The sequence below is a fragment of the Amycolatopsis sp. NPDC043887 genome (assembly GCF_056435665.1).
On record NZ_JBWKEB010000025.1, the window covers coordinates 51462 to 65985 of the forward strand.

The 14524-nt window shown below is 68.3% G+C and carries 17 protein-coding genes; 9 read left to right on the forward strand and 8 right to left on the reverse strand.

The window, feature by feature from the left end:
• Positions 1-18 precede the first annotated feature (18 nt).
• A complete protein-coding gene (locus AC069H_RS39660; RefSeq protein WP_478235745.1) occupies positions 19-420 on the forward strand; it encodes a winged helix-turn-helix transcriptional regulator in 402 nt (133 codons plus the stop codon).
• Here the strand turns inward: AC069H_RS39660 and AC069H_RS39665 are convergent.
• Together AC069H_RS39665 and AC069H_RS39670 are read right to left on the reverse strand one after the other, a co-directional pair.
• Positions 410-991, reverse strand: coding sequence for a DUF6000 family protein (locus tag AC069H_RS39665; protein WP_478229367.1), 582 nt, complete (start codon positions 989-991; stop codon positions 410-412). The genes AC069H_RS39660 and AC069H_RS39665 overlap by 11 nt on opposite strands.
• Before the next feature lie 81 nt (positions 992-1072).
• Entirely contained in the window at positions 1073-2395 is a 1323-nt protein-coding gene (locus AC069H_RS39670) for a cation:dicarboxylate symporter family transporter (RefSeq protein WP_478235771.1), read from the reverse strand.
• Between the two features lie 204 nt (positions 2396-2599).
• On the opposite strand from AC069H_RS39670, the gene AC069H_RS39675 reads away from it, so the two are divergent.
• From AC069H_RS39675 to AC069H_RS39700, 6 genes are all read left to right on the forward strand, one after another.
• A complete protein-coding gene (locus tag AC069H_RS39675) occupies positions 2600-4204 on the forward strand; it encodes an ATP-binding protein (RefSeq protein WP_478235746.1) in 1605 nt (534 codons plus the stop codon).
• Positions 4201-4869, forward strand: coding sequence for a response regulator (locus AC069H_RS39680; protein ID WP_478235747.1), 669 nt, complete (start codon positions 4201-4203; stop codon positions 4867-4869). Before AC069H_RS39675 ends, AC069H_RS39680 begins: the two co-directional genes overlap by 4 nt.
• Positions 4870-4906: 37 nt before the next feature.
• On the forward strand, positions 4907-5119 hold the full coding sequence (locus AC069H_RS39685) for a MerR family DNA-binding transcriptional regulator (RefSeq protein ID WP_478235748.1): 213 nt from the start codon (positions 4907-4909) through the stop codon (positions 5117-5119).
• 131 nt (positions 5120-5250) lie between these two features.
• Positions 5251-5514, forward strand: coding sequence for a hypothetical protein (locus AC069H_RS39690; RefSeq protein ID WP_478235749.1), 264 nt, complete (start codon positions 5251-5253; stop codon positions 5512-5514).
• A gap of 65 nt (positions 5515-5579) precedes the next feature.
• On the forward strand, positions 5580-5987 hold the full coding sequence (locus AC069H_RS39695) for a zinc-binding dehydrogenase (RefSeq protein ID WP_478235750.1): 408 nt from the start codon (positions 5580-5582) through the stop codon (positions 5985-5987).
• Between the two features lie 162 nt (positions 5988-6149).
• Entirely contained in the window at positions 6150-6698 is a 549-nt protein-coding gene (locus AC069H_RS39700) for a snapalysin family zinc-dependent metalloprotease (RefSeq protein ID WP_340688345.1), read from the forward strand.
• 66 nt (positions 6699-6764) lie between these two features.
• On the opposite strand, the gene AC069H_RS39705 is transcribed toward AC069H_RS39700, so the two are convergent.
• A complete protein-coding gene (locus tag AC069H_RS39705; protein WP_478235751.1) occupies positions 6765-7391 on the reverse strand; it encodes a hypothetical protein in 627 nt (208 codons plus the stop codon).
• 67 nt (positions 7392-7458) lie between these two features.
• Here AC069H_RS39705 and AC069H_RS39710 point away from each other — a divergent pair, with 67 nt between their 5' ends.
• Positions 7459-8535, forward strand: a complete 1077-nt coding sequence (locus AC069H_RS39710) for a DUF5005 domain-containing protein (protein ID WP_478235752.1) — start codon at positions 7459-7461, stop codon at positions 8533-8535.
• A complete protein-coding gene (locus tag AC069H_RS39715; protein WP_478229373.1) occupies positions 8532-9074 on the forward strand; it encodes a hypothetical protein in 543 nt (180 codons plus the stop codon). The genes AC069H_RS39710 and AC069H_RS39715 overlap by 4 nt, the downstream gene beginning before the upstream one ends.
• Here AC069H_RS39715 and AC069H_RS39720 read toward each other — a convergent pair whose 3' ends face one another.
• The 5 genes from AC069H_RS39720 to AC069H_RS39740 all read right to left on the reverse strand — a co-directional run bounded on the left by AC069H_RS39720 (position 9075) and on the right by AC069H_RS39740 (position 14519).
• Positions 9075-9656, reverse strand: coding sequence for a hypothetical protein (locus AC069H_RS39720; RefSeq protein WP_478235753.1), 582 nt, complete (start codon positions 9654-9656; stop codon positions 9075-9077).
• A gap of 348 nt (positions 9657-10004) precedes the next feature.
• A complete protein-coding gene (locus AC069H_RS39725; RefSeq protein ID WP_478235754.1) occupies positions 10005-11417 on the reverse strand; it encodes a beta-N-acetylhexosaminidase in 1413 nt (470 codons plus the stop codon).
• Between the two features lies 1 nt (position 11418).
• On the reverse strand, positions 11419-12285 hold the full coding sequence (locus tag AC069H_RS39730) for a carbohydrate ABC transporter permease (protein WP_016335410.1): 867 nt from the start codon (positions 12283-12285) through the stop codon (positions 11419-11421).
• Entirely contained in the window at positions 12276-13235 is a 960-nt protein-coding gene (locus AC069H_RS39735) for a carbohydrate ABC transporter permease (RefSeq protein WP_016335409.1), read from the reverse strand. Before AC069H_RS39735 ends, AC069H_RS39730 begins: the two co-directional genes overlap by 10 nt.
• Positions 13236-14519, reverse strand: coding sequence for an extracellular solute-binding protein (locus AC069H_RS39740; RefSeq protein WP_478235755.1), 1284 nt, complete (start codon positions 14517-14519; stop codon positions 13236-13238).
• Positions 14520-14524 lie beyond the last annotated feature (5 nt).

A 14524-nucleotide genomic window follows, 5' to 3' on the forward strand; every position in this document is an offset into this window, starting at 1 on the left:
CCGGAAGGAGGCACTTTCATGTCCCAGGGGAACACCGATGTGACCGCGCAGGCCACGGTCGTCGATCCGGAAAAACTCGAGGTGTGCACCGTGCTCGAGGTGATCAACCGGATCAGCGGCAAGTGGGCGATCGGCATCCTGCTGGAGGCCACGCGCGGTCCCGTGCGGTTCACCGAACTCGAGCGGTCGGTGGAGGGGATCAGCAGGCGGATGCTCACGCTGACGTTGCGGAACCTCGAACGTGACGGCCTGCTCGTGCGCACCGTGTACCCCACGGTGCCGCCGAAGGTGGAATACGAGGCCACGCCGATGGCGAAAGAACTCTATGCGTCGCTGAGCGGCTTGCTGAGCTGGGCCGAGCGCCACCGCGACTCGATCGCCGCGTCCCGCGTGGTCTACGACGAGAAGGTCAGCGCCTGACGCCTGCCGCGTGCACGGCGCGCTGGACGTGCGAGCACAACAGGTCGAAGTACATCCTCTGGAACGGCAGGTCCGTGCTGTTCTTCACGGACCAGCTTTCCCAGAGCCCGCCCGGCCGCAGATAGCGTGACGTGTACGCGGTCGTGAGGTCGGCGTCGATGTGGTGCAGGGCCGCGAGCGCCCACTCCTGGTCGTAGCGCAGATCCGGCCGCGCGAGGTAATGGTCCAGATAGGACACGAGGATCTCGGCGTCGGCGATCGTGCCGAACCGGGCGAGCGCGAAACAGTAGCCCTGCCCGGCGAAGACCAGTCCGCTCTCCAGCAGCAGCTCCCGGATACGCCCGCGCCAGGCGGTGCGGCGGGCGACGCCGATCAGCCAGGCCGCCGTGATCCGCGGCCTCCAGTCGGCCGCGAGCAGGTCGCCGAGTTCGTCGTCGGTGATGCTCCGCGCGTCCTCGACCAGGTCGCGCAGGAAAACCTCGCGTTCGGGGTCGCTCATCATCCCGGCGAAGTTGCCGTGCAGCAGCTTGGAGTACCGCGAGACCACGTAACGGTCGATGGCGTCCGGCATACCGGTGAGTTTCCCAGAAACGAAGAACCGCGGTGCGAGGACGGGGGACCCTCGCACCGCGGTTTCGGTTCTTGCCGTGCGCTAAACGCGTGCCACGGCCTTCTCCCTGTCTCCGTCACTGTCCTCGTGGGGATCCGAGGCGTGATCGTCGATCAGGGTGGCTTCGTCGAACGGGGCCTGGCCGCTGAAGACCAGGTTGGCCTGGTCGCGGTCGAATTCCTTGGTCCACGTGCCGACCAGGACAGTCGCGACGGCGTTGCCCGCGAAGTTGGTCAGCGCGCGGGCCTCGGACATGAACCGGTCGATGCCGAGGATGAATCCGACGCCGTCGACCAGTTCCGGCCGGTGCGACTGGAGTCCGCCGGCGAGGGTGGCGATCCCGGCGCCGCTCACGCCCGCCGCGCCCTTCGACGCGATGATCATGAACAGCAGCAACGAGATCTGTTCGCCGACGCCCAGCGGCTGGTCCTGCGCGCTGGCGATGAACAGCGTCGCCATGGTCAGGTAGATGGCCGTGCCGTCGAGGTTGAACGAGTACCCGGTGGGCACGGTGATGCCGACGACCGGCTTGCTGACCCCGAGGTGCTCCATCTTCGCGATCAGGCGAGGCAGGGCCGATTCGGACGACGAGGTCGACAGGATCAGCAGGAATTCGCGGCCGAGATAGCGCAGCAGGGTGAAGATGTTGATCCGCGCGCCGAGCCACAGCACCGAGCCGAGCACGCCGAACACGAAGACCAGGCAGGTCAAGTAGAAGCCGATCATGATGACGGCGAGGCTGCGCAGCGCGCCCCAGCCGGTTTCCCCGACCACCGCGGCGATCGCGCCGAACGCGCCCACCGGGGCCGCCCACATGATCATCGCGAGGATCCGGAACACCAGCCGCTGGATGTGCTCGATACCGCGGCGGATCGGTTCGCCCTTGGTGCCCAGCTTCTGGACGGCGAACCCGGCGAGCAGCGCGACCAGCAGCGTCTGCAGCACCTGGCCTTCGGTGAAGGCGGAACCGAAGCTGGTGGGGATGATGCCCATCAGGAAGTCGACGGTGCCTTCGCCGCCCTCGGCCTGTTTGTGCGCCTTCGCCGCGGCGGCGGGGTCGAGGTGCAGGCCCTCACCCGGGTGCAGGAGGTTGCCGACGACGAGGCCGATCGCGAGCGCGAACGTCGACATCATCAGGAAGTAGCCGAGCGACAGCAGCCCGACCTTGCCGACCTTCGCGGCCTTCGCCACCGATCCGATGCCGAGCACGATGGTGCAGAAGATGATGGGGGAGATCATCATCTTGATCAGGTTGACGAAGCCCGTGCCGAGCGGTTTGAGTTCCTTGGCCAGACCCGGCGCGGCGAACCCGACGATGACGCCGAGGACCACCGCCGCGATCACGGCCAGGTACAGGTAATGCATCTTGTCGCGACGTCGTGGCGCCGCTTCCGGCGTTGTAGGCACCTTTGCCTCCAGCTCAGGGGTCTCCGTGGGATCGCCGGTCACTATCACCCGGCCAGGTGAGCTGGGTCACGGTTGTGTTCATTGAGTTCGCGCGAGCGGTTTCCGGGGAATTCCGGCCGGGCGCGCTGAGCGGCCCCGGGAGCGGTGTGCTGGTATGAGCGGGTGCCCTCGACGACGCGGATCCGGACCAGGCGCGGCAGCCTCGCCCGCCAGCTGCTGATTCTGCAGCTCGTCGTGCTCTTCGTGCTCGTCGCGGCGGGGGTGGCCTTCGCCTATCTCGATTCGGTGCGGGCCACCGAAGACCGGGCGCGGGACAAGGTGACCGCGGTCGCCGAGTCGGTGGCGGACGCGCCGGGCGTGCTGGCCGCACTGTCCACATCGGAGCCCACCGCGACGTTGCAGCCGTTCGCGCAGAGTGTCCGAGCGGACACGCAGGTGGATTTCGTGACCATCATGGACAAGAACGGGATCCGCTACACGCATCCGAATCCGGACCTGATCGGGCAGCCGTTCATCGGCAACATCGGCGAGGCGCAACGCGGCGGCCGGGTGCTCGAGACCTACGCCGGCTCGCTCGGGCCGTCCGAACGCGTCGTGGTGCCGGTGCACGGTGCCGCCGGACAGGTCGTCGCGCTGGTGTCGGTCGGCATCACCGTCGAAGCGATCGACGCCGAACTGCGGGAACGCCTGTGGCCGCTGATCGGGGTCGCGGTGGCGGTACTGGTGGTCGGCGGGATCGGCAGCTACCTGGTCAGCGCCCGGCTCCGGCGGCAGACCAGGGGGATCGCGCCCGAGGAACTGAGCAACCTGTTCGAGTACCACGAAGCCGTCCTGCATTCCGTGCGCGAGGGGCTGCTGCTCGTCGGCGGTGACGGGCGGGTGGTGCTGTGCAACGACGGAGCCCGCGCGCTGCTGGGTGTCACCGACGATCCGGTGGGCCGCGAACTGTCCTCATTGGACATTCCCGAAGATCTCGTCGAAGCGTTCACCTCGGGGGAGGAGCGCACCGACGAGCTCCATCTCACCGAGGCCAGGGTGCTCGTCGTCAGCACGTCGCCGGTGCGCTCGCGCGGTAAGGCGATGGGCACCGTGGTGATCCTGCGCGACCACACGGAACTCCAGGCGCTGACCGGGGAACTGACCACCGTGCGCGGCCTGGCCGAGGCGCTGCGGTCGCAGGCGCACGAGGCGGCGAACCGGCTCCACACCGTCGTTTCGCTGGTCGAGATCGGCCGCCCCGAACAGGCCGTCGAGTTCGCGACCGAAGAACTCGCGCTGGCGCAGGAACTCACCGACCGCGTGGTCGGCGCGGTCGCCGAACCGGTGCTCGCGGCGCTGCTGCTCGGCAAGGCGGCGGAGGCGAGCGAGCGCGGCGTCGAGTTCACGATCACGCCCGACACCGTCATGGAGGACGCGGACACCGGCGTCCCGCCGCGGGATCTGGTGACCATCCTCGGCAACCTGATCGACAACGGCATCGACGCGGCGGCGGGGAACGCCGGCGAAGGCGGGCGGCCCGGCGTCGAGGTCACCGTGCGGTCCGACGCCGAGGGGCTGCTGCTGCGGGTCGCCGACACCGGCCCCGGCGTGGAAGACGTCGAGGACGTCTTCCGGCGCGGCTGGTCCACCAAACCGGAGGACGGCCACGGGCTCGGACTGGCACTGGTGGGTCAGGCGGTGCGACGGCACAGTGGGACGATCGACGTCGGCCGCGACGAGGGCGCGGTGTTCACCGTGTGTTTGCCGCCGAAGGAGCCGACACGATGATCAAGGTGCTGGTCGTCGAGGACGAACCGGTGGCCGCCGACGCGCACCGCGTGTACGTCGAGCGGATGCCCGGCTTCACCGTGTCCGGCGTCGTCCACTCCGGCGGAGACGCCCTGCGGTTCTGCGAACGCGAACCGGTCGATCTGGTGCTGCTGGACTTCTATCTCCCGGACACGCACGGTCTCGCCGTCTGCCGGTCGCTGCGCGCGGCCGGGCTCCCGATCGACGTCATCGCGGTGACCTCGGCGCGGGATCTGGCGCTGGTGAAGGCCGCCGTGTCGGTCGGCGTGGTGCAGTACCTGCTGAAACCGTTCACTTTCGCCTCGCTGCGGGAGAAACTCGAGCGCTACGCCGAGTTCCACGGCGCATCGGGTGAGGTGACCGGGCAGGCCGAGATCGACCGCGCGCTCGGCACCCTGCGCACCACCGAGCGGCAAGTCCTGCCGAAGGGGATGAGCGCGCAGACCCTGGATGCGATCACCGAAGTCCTCGCCTCGGCCGCGGACGGCCTCTCCGCCGGAGCGGCCGCGACCGCGATCGGCGCCTCCCGCGTCACCGCACGCCGTTACCTCGAATACCTCGCCGACAACGGCCTCGCCCAGCGTGAGCCCCGCTACGGCCAGGTCGGCCGCCCCGAGGTCTGGTACAAACCGAAAACCGTATAACGGCCTATACGTCGACTCGCGGGCTACCTTGGGCATCGTGAAGATCGGCGAACTCGCGCGGAAGACCGGGGTCAGTGTCCGGGCGCTGCGCTATTACGAGGAAGAGGGCTTGATCAGCCCAGGCGGGAAGGCAACGGCTACCGCGACTTCTGCGAAGGCTCGGTCGAGGCGGTCCTGCGGATCCGCGAAGTCCTCCCGTACCTCGACGGACGAGGGGAAGTCCGGCCGAAGGAGCCGTGCGAGTACATGATCGGCGAGGTCGCGCGGCAGTGGGAAGTGCTCGATCGCCGGATCGCGCTCATGACCAGCGATCGCGACGCCCTCGACGCGTACCTCCGCGACTTGACCCGCACGCAAATGTGAGGGATTTAGCGTGCGGACATGACTTCGATGCGCGCGCTGCGACAGAGCTCCTCGAACGGTCCCGAAGACCTTCATTTGATCACCGACGCACCCGTTCCGGTGCCGGGACCAGGCGAGATCCTGCTGAAGGTCACCGCCGCGGGGGAGGGGGTGACCGCGCCTGTCATCGGCGACCACGTCGTCGGGACCGGTGTCGGGGCCTTCGCCGAGTACATGGTCATGTCCGCGGCCGCGCGGTCCCGGTACCCGAAGGCTGGTCGGACGACCAGGCGATCGGGCTGATCCTGAACTGGGTCACGGCGCTCGCCGCGCTCAAGTCGCTGGGCAGGCTGGCCGCCGGTGAGACCGTGCGGGTGGACGCGGCGGCAGGCGGGGTCGGTCAGGCCGCGGTCCGGCTGGCCAAGCATTACGGGGCGACCGTCATCGGTGCCGCGTCGCCGGACAAGCACGACTCGGTCCGGGTGCTGGGCGCCGACCGCGCGGTCGGTTACGGCGAGGAGACGGGGGAGGTGGATCTCGTGCTCGAATCGGTCGGCGGGACCACGTTCGCCGCCGGTCTCGCCGCCGCCAAGCGGGTCACCGGACGCGTCGTGGTCTACGGTGTCGCCGGGGGCGAGGTCGCGATCACGAACCGGGACTTGAACTTCCGGCATCAGATCCACGTGATCGGACTGCATCTCGGCGTCCTGATCGAGCACGCGCTCGCGAACCTCGAAGCGCGAGCGACTTCGGGCAAGCTCGTGCTGCGGCCCTGAACGAGGGTGGCCGAACATAGTCGTATGCGAACACGTGCATGTCAATAGAGCGAAAGTGTTGGTAAATCACCAGCTGGTAGAAGCGACGAAAGTTGGTGCCAAGCCTCGGCCGGGACTCCTAAATTCACGAACCATTCCGTTGTCCTCACAAGGAGTGGGTCCATGGCAAGGAAGTTCTTCGTCTCCGCGTCGGTGAGCTTGGCGCTGCTGGCCGTCCCGGTCACCGCCGGTCAGGCCACGGCGGCGGTTCAGCCTGCTCAGCAGACCGCGGCGGCGACCACGGTCTACTACGACGCCTCGGGAGCGCCCAGCTTCCGCGCCGCCATCCAGGCGGGCGTGGCGAACTGGAACAACTCGGTGTCGAACGTGAAGCTGCAGGAGAGCTCGTCGGGCGCCACCCTGCGCTACACCGAAGGCAACGACCCCTCGGGTTCGTACGCCGAGACCGACGGCCACGGCCGCGGCACGATCTTCATCGACTACACGCAGGCGCGGGAGTACGACCAGACGCGGATCGCCGCGCACGAGACCGGCCACGCGCTCGGCCTGCCGGACAACTACCAGGGTCCGTGCTCCGAGCTGATGTCCGGCGGCGGCCCCGGCCCGTCCTGCACCAACGCGAAGCCGAACGCCCAGGAGGTCTCGCGGGTGAACTCGCTGTGGGCCAACGGGCTCGTCGCGGCGGGCGCCATGCAGCGCATCTACAACTGACGCTCGTAAGTCCGTGAAGGCCTCCTTCCCTACGCTCAAGGTAGGGAAGGAGGCCTTCACGGACGTCTAGCCCTGGAACTCGTAGGCGCCCGCATCGACCCGCGCGCCGGCGAAGACCGGGTTGCCGTCGACGTCGTCGTTGCCGCCCGGCGTCACGACGGTCATGTGGTCGTTGTCGACGAGGTCGTTCTGCGTGACCTCGGTGCCCTCGGCCGACGGCGCGATGTACACGCCCGCGCCGGCGCCCGTGATCAGGTTCGACAGCACCTTGTTGCGGTCACTGGACACCTTCACCCCGGCCCAGGAGCAGCGTCCCGCGTCGGCCGCGACGCCGATCTGCAGGTCCTTCACCACGGTGTCGTTCCCGGGAAGATCGACACACGCCTCGGCGTTGCCCTTGACGACCGGCCGCGCCCCGGTGCCATACGCGCCGATCGTGACACCCGAACCCTTGACGGTGAGGCCGCCGGACCAGGCACCTCCGCGACGCAACAGAACGGTGTCGCCCGCCGCGAACGTGGTGGCGGAGACTTTCGCCAGTGACTTCCACGGGGTCTGCTGCGAAGTGCCGCTCGCGGTGTCATTACCGGAGACCTGGTCGACGTAGTAGGTCTTCGAGGCGGCTTCGGCCGTCGTGAACCCGGTGCACGCGACGGCGGCGAGCAAGGCCACGGAAAGCAGTTTCCAGGACATCCCGCGGACGGTAATCACCTGGCGCACAAGGGTCGTACAAAATCCTCGGCGCCTCTAGCATGAGCCGATGCGCCGGGCGTCGAGGATTCTCGTACCGGCCGCGTTGCTGTTCAGCGCCGTGGTGGCGAGCAGCGGGATCGCGTCCGCGCCGCCGCCGGTGGCTCCCGTCGCCGGTCTGAACGAGCTCTGGAACGACTACGGCGACCAGGGCGGCCACTGGACCGGCGGGGATCGCACGGTGTCGGTGCCGCTGCCCGACGGCCGTACCGCGTGGCTGTTCTCGGACACGTTCCTCGGCACGGTGAACCCCGACCACAGCCGCCCCCGGGACAGCCCGATCGCCCGCAACACCCTGGTCGTCCAGCGTCCGGACGGCACGCTGGGGGAGACGCTGCACGGCGGAACCGCGGACGAGCCGGAGGCATTGATCGGGCTCGCGGGTTCGGGTGAGCACTACTGGGTCGGCGACGGAGTCGTCGAGGGCGATGTCCTGCGGGTGCTCTACAACCGGTACGAGACAACGGGGCCAGGCGGCCTCGATTTCCGGAGCACCGGGACGTCGCTGGCCACGTTCCGGTTGCCCGCGCTGACGCCGTCCGAGCTGCTGGTGATCCCGGTGAGCGAGAAGGTCGCGTGGGGATCGGAGCTGCTCGAAGACGGCGGGTACACCTACCTCTACGGTGCCGAACAAGGCCATCTCCGGCTCGCCAGGGTGCCCGTCGGGAACCTTCGCGGACCTTGGCAGTTCTGGACCGGCGCCGGTTGGTCGTCCCACGAGGAGCACTCGGTCCGGATGCTGTCCGGGATCGGGACGGCGTTCTCGGTGACCCGTGTCGGCGGCGAATACGTGCTGATCACCATGGACACCAGCCCCGGCTTCAGCCCGGTGATGCTCGCCTACACCGCGAGTTCGCCGACCGGCCCGTTCGGCGATCCCGTCGTTCTCCACCGGGCACCCGAAGCCGGCGACCGGCGCATCGTCTACGACGCGACAGCGCATCCGCAGCTGAGCCGTCCCGGGAAGCTCACGGTGTCGTACAACGTGAACAGCCTCGACCACGGCGACAACTTCGAGGACGCGCGGATCTACCGGCCGCGGTTCGTCGAGGTCGCCTGGCCGCCGGTACTACGCTTCATCGGGTGATCGAGATACTCGACGATCTGGACGTCCTCACCCGGCCGGATGTCGATCCGCGCGGCCTGAGCCTCGCCGGTGTCCGTTATGGGGCGAAGGCCGCCGATACCGTCGCCCGCGACAGCGTCATCGAGGTCACGCTCTCGCCGATCGTCCACCGCGTGATCGCCGGAAGCGGCCGGGCCACGGAGTACTACGGCGCGGAGGGGGAGCCCCTCTCGCGTGAAGAGGTGGTCGAGAGCGTCGTCGAAACCGAGGGAATCGTTCACTTTTCCGGCAAGTTCAGCTGCCGGATCGTCGACGGGATGGTCTCCGGGTTCGCGTTGTACGGCGCCGGGCGTGGTCTCCTCGCCCACTTCGGGTACCTGCGCTCCCGTGACGAGTTCCTCGAAGTGTTCGGCACGCCCGATCTCGCCGAGGAGAGCTTTGATTGTGGCGAGCTGATGGGATACCGGCATCGCTACCGGGCTGCCGAGAAGCAGGTCTTCTGGGACAGCTGGGACGAGCACGTGGGCTGGTTGAACATCGGCGACTTCGATTCTCGCTGATCACTCGAGCGCGCGGCCTCCTGGCGCTTCGATGGTCAGGGGAACCGACGTGTCACCGGTGAGCTGGTTCAGCCGGGACATGGTCCGGTCCAGTTGCTCCGCCAGCCGCGGGATCGTGCTCGACGGGAGATAGGCCTCCGCGCCGGCGTCGAGAAGACGGCGTACCGGGCCCTCATACTTGACCCCGAGCTCAGCGTCTTCGATCTCCGTGATCACGATCCGCGCCTTCGGGTACAGCGCACGGAAGTTGCCGATCAACTGCGGGCTGCCCGGCGGGACCAGCAGGACGTCGACGCTCGGGGGAGCCGAGCGCAAGTCCAGGACGAGGTAGCCGGGGCCGAGCCGCTCGGACAGCGAATCCCTGGCCGCCGCCGACAGCTTCATAGCGGTCGCCACGACCGTGATGCCGTCGGAGTCCGCCGAACGCACCGGTTCTTCGCGGACAGCGCCGGAAATCGTTCCGATCGTCTCGCCGTTCCGCGTGATGAGCACGTCCTCGCCAGGGCGGAGGGTGTCGATGAGTGCTACGAGTTCTTCAGGAAGCTGGGTGGCGTCGACCCACCGTGCGGACTGATCACTCATCACCCCATGATGGCCCGCTTCCCTGCACCTGCCGCAAGGAAGGGGACCTCATACACTTCGGGTGCGCGGACCGTGTGGATTTCGGGACGTCAGATGCCCCGAAATCCACACGGTCACCGAGAGGACCGGCGTGCCCCGACCGGAATGCCGCGGCCGTGAGTGGCGATCCGGGGTCAGGGCCAAGAGCGCCTCAAGTACCTACTGGATTTGGCTGGGCTTATCGTTGGGTCAGGTGCACCAGCGACCACAGCAGGCACAGCGGCCGCGCGTGAAGGCCCCCTTCCCCTTGGGTCAGCCGAAGGGGAAGGGGGCCTTCACGCGCTTAATGCGGGCGCCGAGCCCACGTGCTTACCGCTGCCGCGGCCGCCCCGGAACTCCAGGCCGCGTCTGCCAGGGATGCGGCCCGTCGAGCGGCCGGTACTCGACGCCCAGCGCGTCCAGTCGCGGCAGGTGGTGGTCCCGCAAACGCGGCAGGAACTCCGCGTAGTCCCGCCCGTCCGGATCGCTCCACGCCACCTCCGCGAAGGCGCACAGGCGCGGGAAGGTGACGTAATCCACCCGCCGCGCGGTGTCGAGATGCTCCGACCACACCTGCGCCTGCGCGCCGAGGATCGACTTCCCCTCGGGAAAATCGGCGGGCACCGGCTCGTAGCCGTAGAAGCTCTCCAGCGTGCTCAGGTACCCGACGGGGATCGGTTCATCGGGGTGGTCGGACTGCCGGTGGTCCAGGTACACGTGCTCCTCGGGGCACATGACGACGTCGTGGCCCGCGGCCGCCGCGCGGGCACCGGCCGCCTCGCTCTGCCACGAGCCGATGACCATCGGCGGAAGGTCGCCCGCTTCGAGCACTTCGTCCCAGCCGAGCGGACGACGCCCCCGATCGACCAGGTGCCGCGCGATCTCACGGACGAACCGGCCGTGTTCCTCGGTCGCGCCGGGTACTTCGTCACCGCCGAGCGCGATGACCTCGGACGGGAAGATCTCCAGCACGTGGTCGAAGACCCGCTTGAAGAAGTCCACAGTGGACTTCTCCGTGTTCAGCAGCGACGTGCTGATACCCCAGCTCGTCCACACCTCCCACGGCTCGCCGGTTTCCGGGCCGAGCTCGGGGTACGCGGTGATCGCGGCCCTGGCGTGGCCGGGGATGTCGACCTCCGGGACCACCGTCACCGAACGCGCCGCGGCGTACGCGACGATCTCGCGGAGATCGTCGGCCGAGTAGAACCCGCCGTGCGGACGCCCGTCCCGTTCCGGACCGTCGTGCCGCCCGACCATGGACGACTTCCGCCAGCCGCCGACCTCGGTCAGCCTGGGGGACTCGGGGATCTCGATCCGCCAGCCCTGATCGTCGGTCAGGTGCAGGTTGAGCACGTTGAGCTTGTGCGCGGCGATCAGGTCGATGAACCGCAGCACCTCGGCCTTGGTCCGGAAGTGCCTTGCCACGTCCAGTAAACAGCCGCGCCAGCCGAACCGCGGGTGGTCGGTGACCACGCCGCACGGAATAGTCTGCTGTCCACTGTGGATCGACGCGGCCCGGAACGCGTCCGGTCCGATCAGCTGCCGAAGGGTCTGACGGCCGTAGAACTCGCCTGCCGCGTCAGCCGCGTGCAGTGTCACGCCGGACGGATCGATCTCCAGCCGATAGCCCTCGGCGGGCAGCAGATCGTCACAGCGCACGTCCACTTCGGACGGTACTGGGCAGTGTCCCGGCAAGGGTTCCACCGAGACGGGACGGGGGAGCAAGGTTTCGAAGCCAGGCATGTCAGCCCTTCACCGCGCCGCCCATGACGGACACGAGTCGTCGTTGCACGAGAATGAAGAACACCAGCACCGGGATGGTCATCAACGTCGAACCCGCCATCACCGCGCCCCAGTCGGTGTCCTCCGGTTTGAAGAACACCAGGATCGCCAGCGGGAGCGTCTGGTTCTCGGTGTTGGAGATGATGAACGTCTTCGCGAACAGGAAGTCGTTCCAGGCGTGGATGAACGCCAGTACGCTGATCGCCACCAGGCCGGGCGCCACCAGCGGGAAGAGGATCTGCCAGGTGAACCGCATCCTGCTCGCTCCGTCGATCTTCGACGCTTCTTCCAGCTCCTGCGGCACCGCGGCGACGAAGCCGCGCAGCATCCAGATCGCGAACGGCAGGCTGAACGCCAGGTGCACCAGGATCAGCGAGCCGAGGTGGTTGGTGCCGAACGCCGGCGCGACGTCGCCGACCGACCGCATCAGGAAGAACAGCGGGATGGTCAGCGCCTCCACCGGCACCATCTGCGCCACCAGCACCATCACCAGCAGCACGGTCCTGCCCTTGAAGTTGAACCGCGTCAGCGCGACCGCCGAGAGGAACGAGAGCAGCAGCGACAACGCCACCACCACGACGGCCACGATCACGCTGTTCAGGAAGAACATCGCGAAACCCTCGCCGCTGAGCACCCGTTCGAAATGCTCCAGGGTCGGCGTGAGCGTCCAGGGCCGGGGGTTCTCCGCCTGGATCTGCCCGGTGGGCTTGAACGCCGAAAGCACCATCCAGTACACCGGGAACGCGACCATCCCGGCGATCACCACGCAGACGATCTCGGCGATCAGCCTGCCGGGCCTGCGCACCCGGCGGCCCGTCGTCACACCCATCCCGCGCTCCGGCGTTGCGACCGGACGTACAACCCGGTGATGGACAGCAGCAGCAAGGTCATCACGACTCCGAGCGCCGCGCCGAGACCGTATTCCTGTCCGGCGAAGGCCTGTTGATAGGCGAAGACGTTGAGCACGAGGTTGCGCCCGGCCACGCCGCCGCCGTTGGTCATCACGTAGATCTGGGTGAAGATCTTGAAGTCCCAGATGATCGACTGGATGGTGGCGATGGTCAGCAGCGGCCGCACCATCGGCAGCGTGATCGACCACGTGGTGCGCCAGGTCGACGCGCCGTCGAGGTACGCGGCCTCGATGACCTCCTCCGGCACCCCCTTGAGCCCCGCGTACATCGTCACCATGACGAACGGGAACGAGCACCAGATGACCTCGGCCGCCACCAGCCCGAACGTGCTGTAGGTGTCGAACGTCCAGGAGTGGTTCGCCATCCCGGTGAACCCGATGCCCGAGAGCACCTCGTTCACCAGGCCGAAGTCCGCGTCGAACAGGAACAGCCAGACGTACGATCCCGCCATCGCCGGCGTCGCCCACGCGGCGAGCGCCGCCAGGAACAGCGGGACCCGCGCCCACGCGCGGACCCGGGTCGCCAGCACGGCGAGTCCCGTCCCGAGCGCGAGACTGCCGACGACGCAGACCGCCGTGAAGCCGAGGGTCTTGGCCAGCACCTCCCAGAACTGAAGGTTCTCCAGCAATTCGACGTAGTTGCCGAAGCCGAGGAACACCAGCGGGGCGTTGCCGACCGCCTGCGGCTGGCCGTAGTCGTAGAACGAGATCAGGACGAGCTGGTAGATCGGGTACACCAGCATCGCCAGCAGCAGGATGCCACCGGGCGCCAGGTAGAGCAGGGCCGCCCGCCCGTCCCGGCGACGGCGGGGTGACCGCCGTGCCGGGACGGCCGGAGCCGTGGTGCGGGGGATTTCTTTCGTGACCACTTAGCCGAACGCCTTGTTCATCTCGGCGGCCGCGGCGGCCAGCGCGGCCGCGGGGTCCTTGCCGCCGGTCGCGATCTGCTGGATCGCGGTGGGCAGGACGTTCTGGGCGTCGATCTTCGACCACGCCGCGGTGGCGGGGACGAACTTCGTGCCCGCGGTGAGCGTGTCGACGAACGGCTTGACCGACGGGTCGCTCGCGGCGACCTTCTGCTGGACGCTGCCGAGGGTGGGCAGGTTGCCCATGGCGACGTACATCTTCTCCTGGTACTTCGCGCCACCGAGGAGTTGGGTGAACTCGACCGCGAGGCTCTTTCGCTTGGTCGCGTTGAACACGCCGAGCAGGTTGCCGCCCGCGAACGCCGGGGCGATCTTGCCCGCCTCGGTGCCCGGGATCGGGATGATCGCGTACTTGCCCTTCACCTGGCCGGCCTCGACGGCCTTGCGGTTGAAGTCACCGCCGATGGACATCCCGGCCTTGCCGCCGGCGAACGCCGTGATGCTCTGCGTTCCGGTGAGGTTGGCGCACTGCTCGGGCGGGCAGATGTCCGCCTTCAGCAGGTTCGCGTACGCCGCGACCCCGGCCTTGGCCTGCTCGGAGTCCACAGTGGACTTCCACTTGCCGCCGTCCTGCTTGGCGATCTCGCCGCCGTGCGCCCACAGGAACGGCAGCATCGCGTAGGTGTACTTGCCGCCGACGGAGATGCCGTACAGCTCCGGCTTCCTGGCGCGGATCGTCTTCGCGGTCTCGGTCAGCTCCGCCAGCGTCGCCGGCGGCTTGAGGCCGAGTTCGGCGAAGAGATCCGTGCGGTAGTACAACGCGCGGATGCCGGTGAACCACGGAAGCCCGTAGGTCTTGCCGCCGGACTTCGCGGTCTCCAGTACCGCGGGCAGGATGTCGGCCCCTTCCTTCCACGACGAGAGATCGCCGGTCAGGTCGGCCAGCGCGCCGGTGGCGGCGTAGCTGGACACGTCGGTGTTGCCGAACTCGGCGACGTCCGGCGCGCTCGCCGGATCGTTGAAGGCGCCCGAGAACTTGTCCGCACGGCCCTCCACCGGAATCCACTGGACGTCGACCTCGACGCCCGAATGCGCCGCCTTGAACTCGGTGATCGCCTCCTTGACCGCCGCCTCCTTGGGCGCGCGGTTGGCCTCGTCGAACAGCCAGACGCGGATCGTGCCGGTCTTCTCGTCACCGCCGCTCGCGGCGGGGGTGTTCTGGGCCGGCGCGCAGCCCGCCACGAGGCCGACGGTCGCGAGGCCCGCGATGAGGACGCGAGTTCTCATGGGTT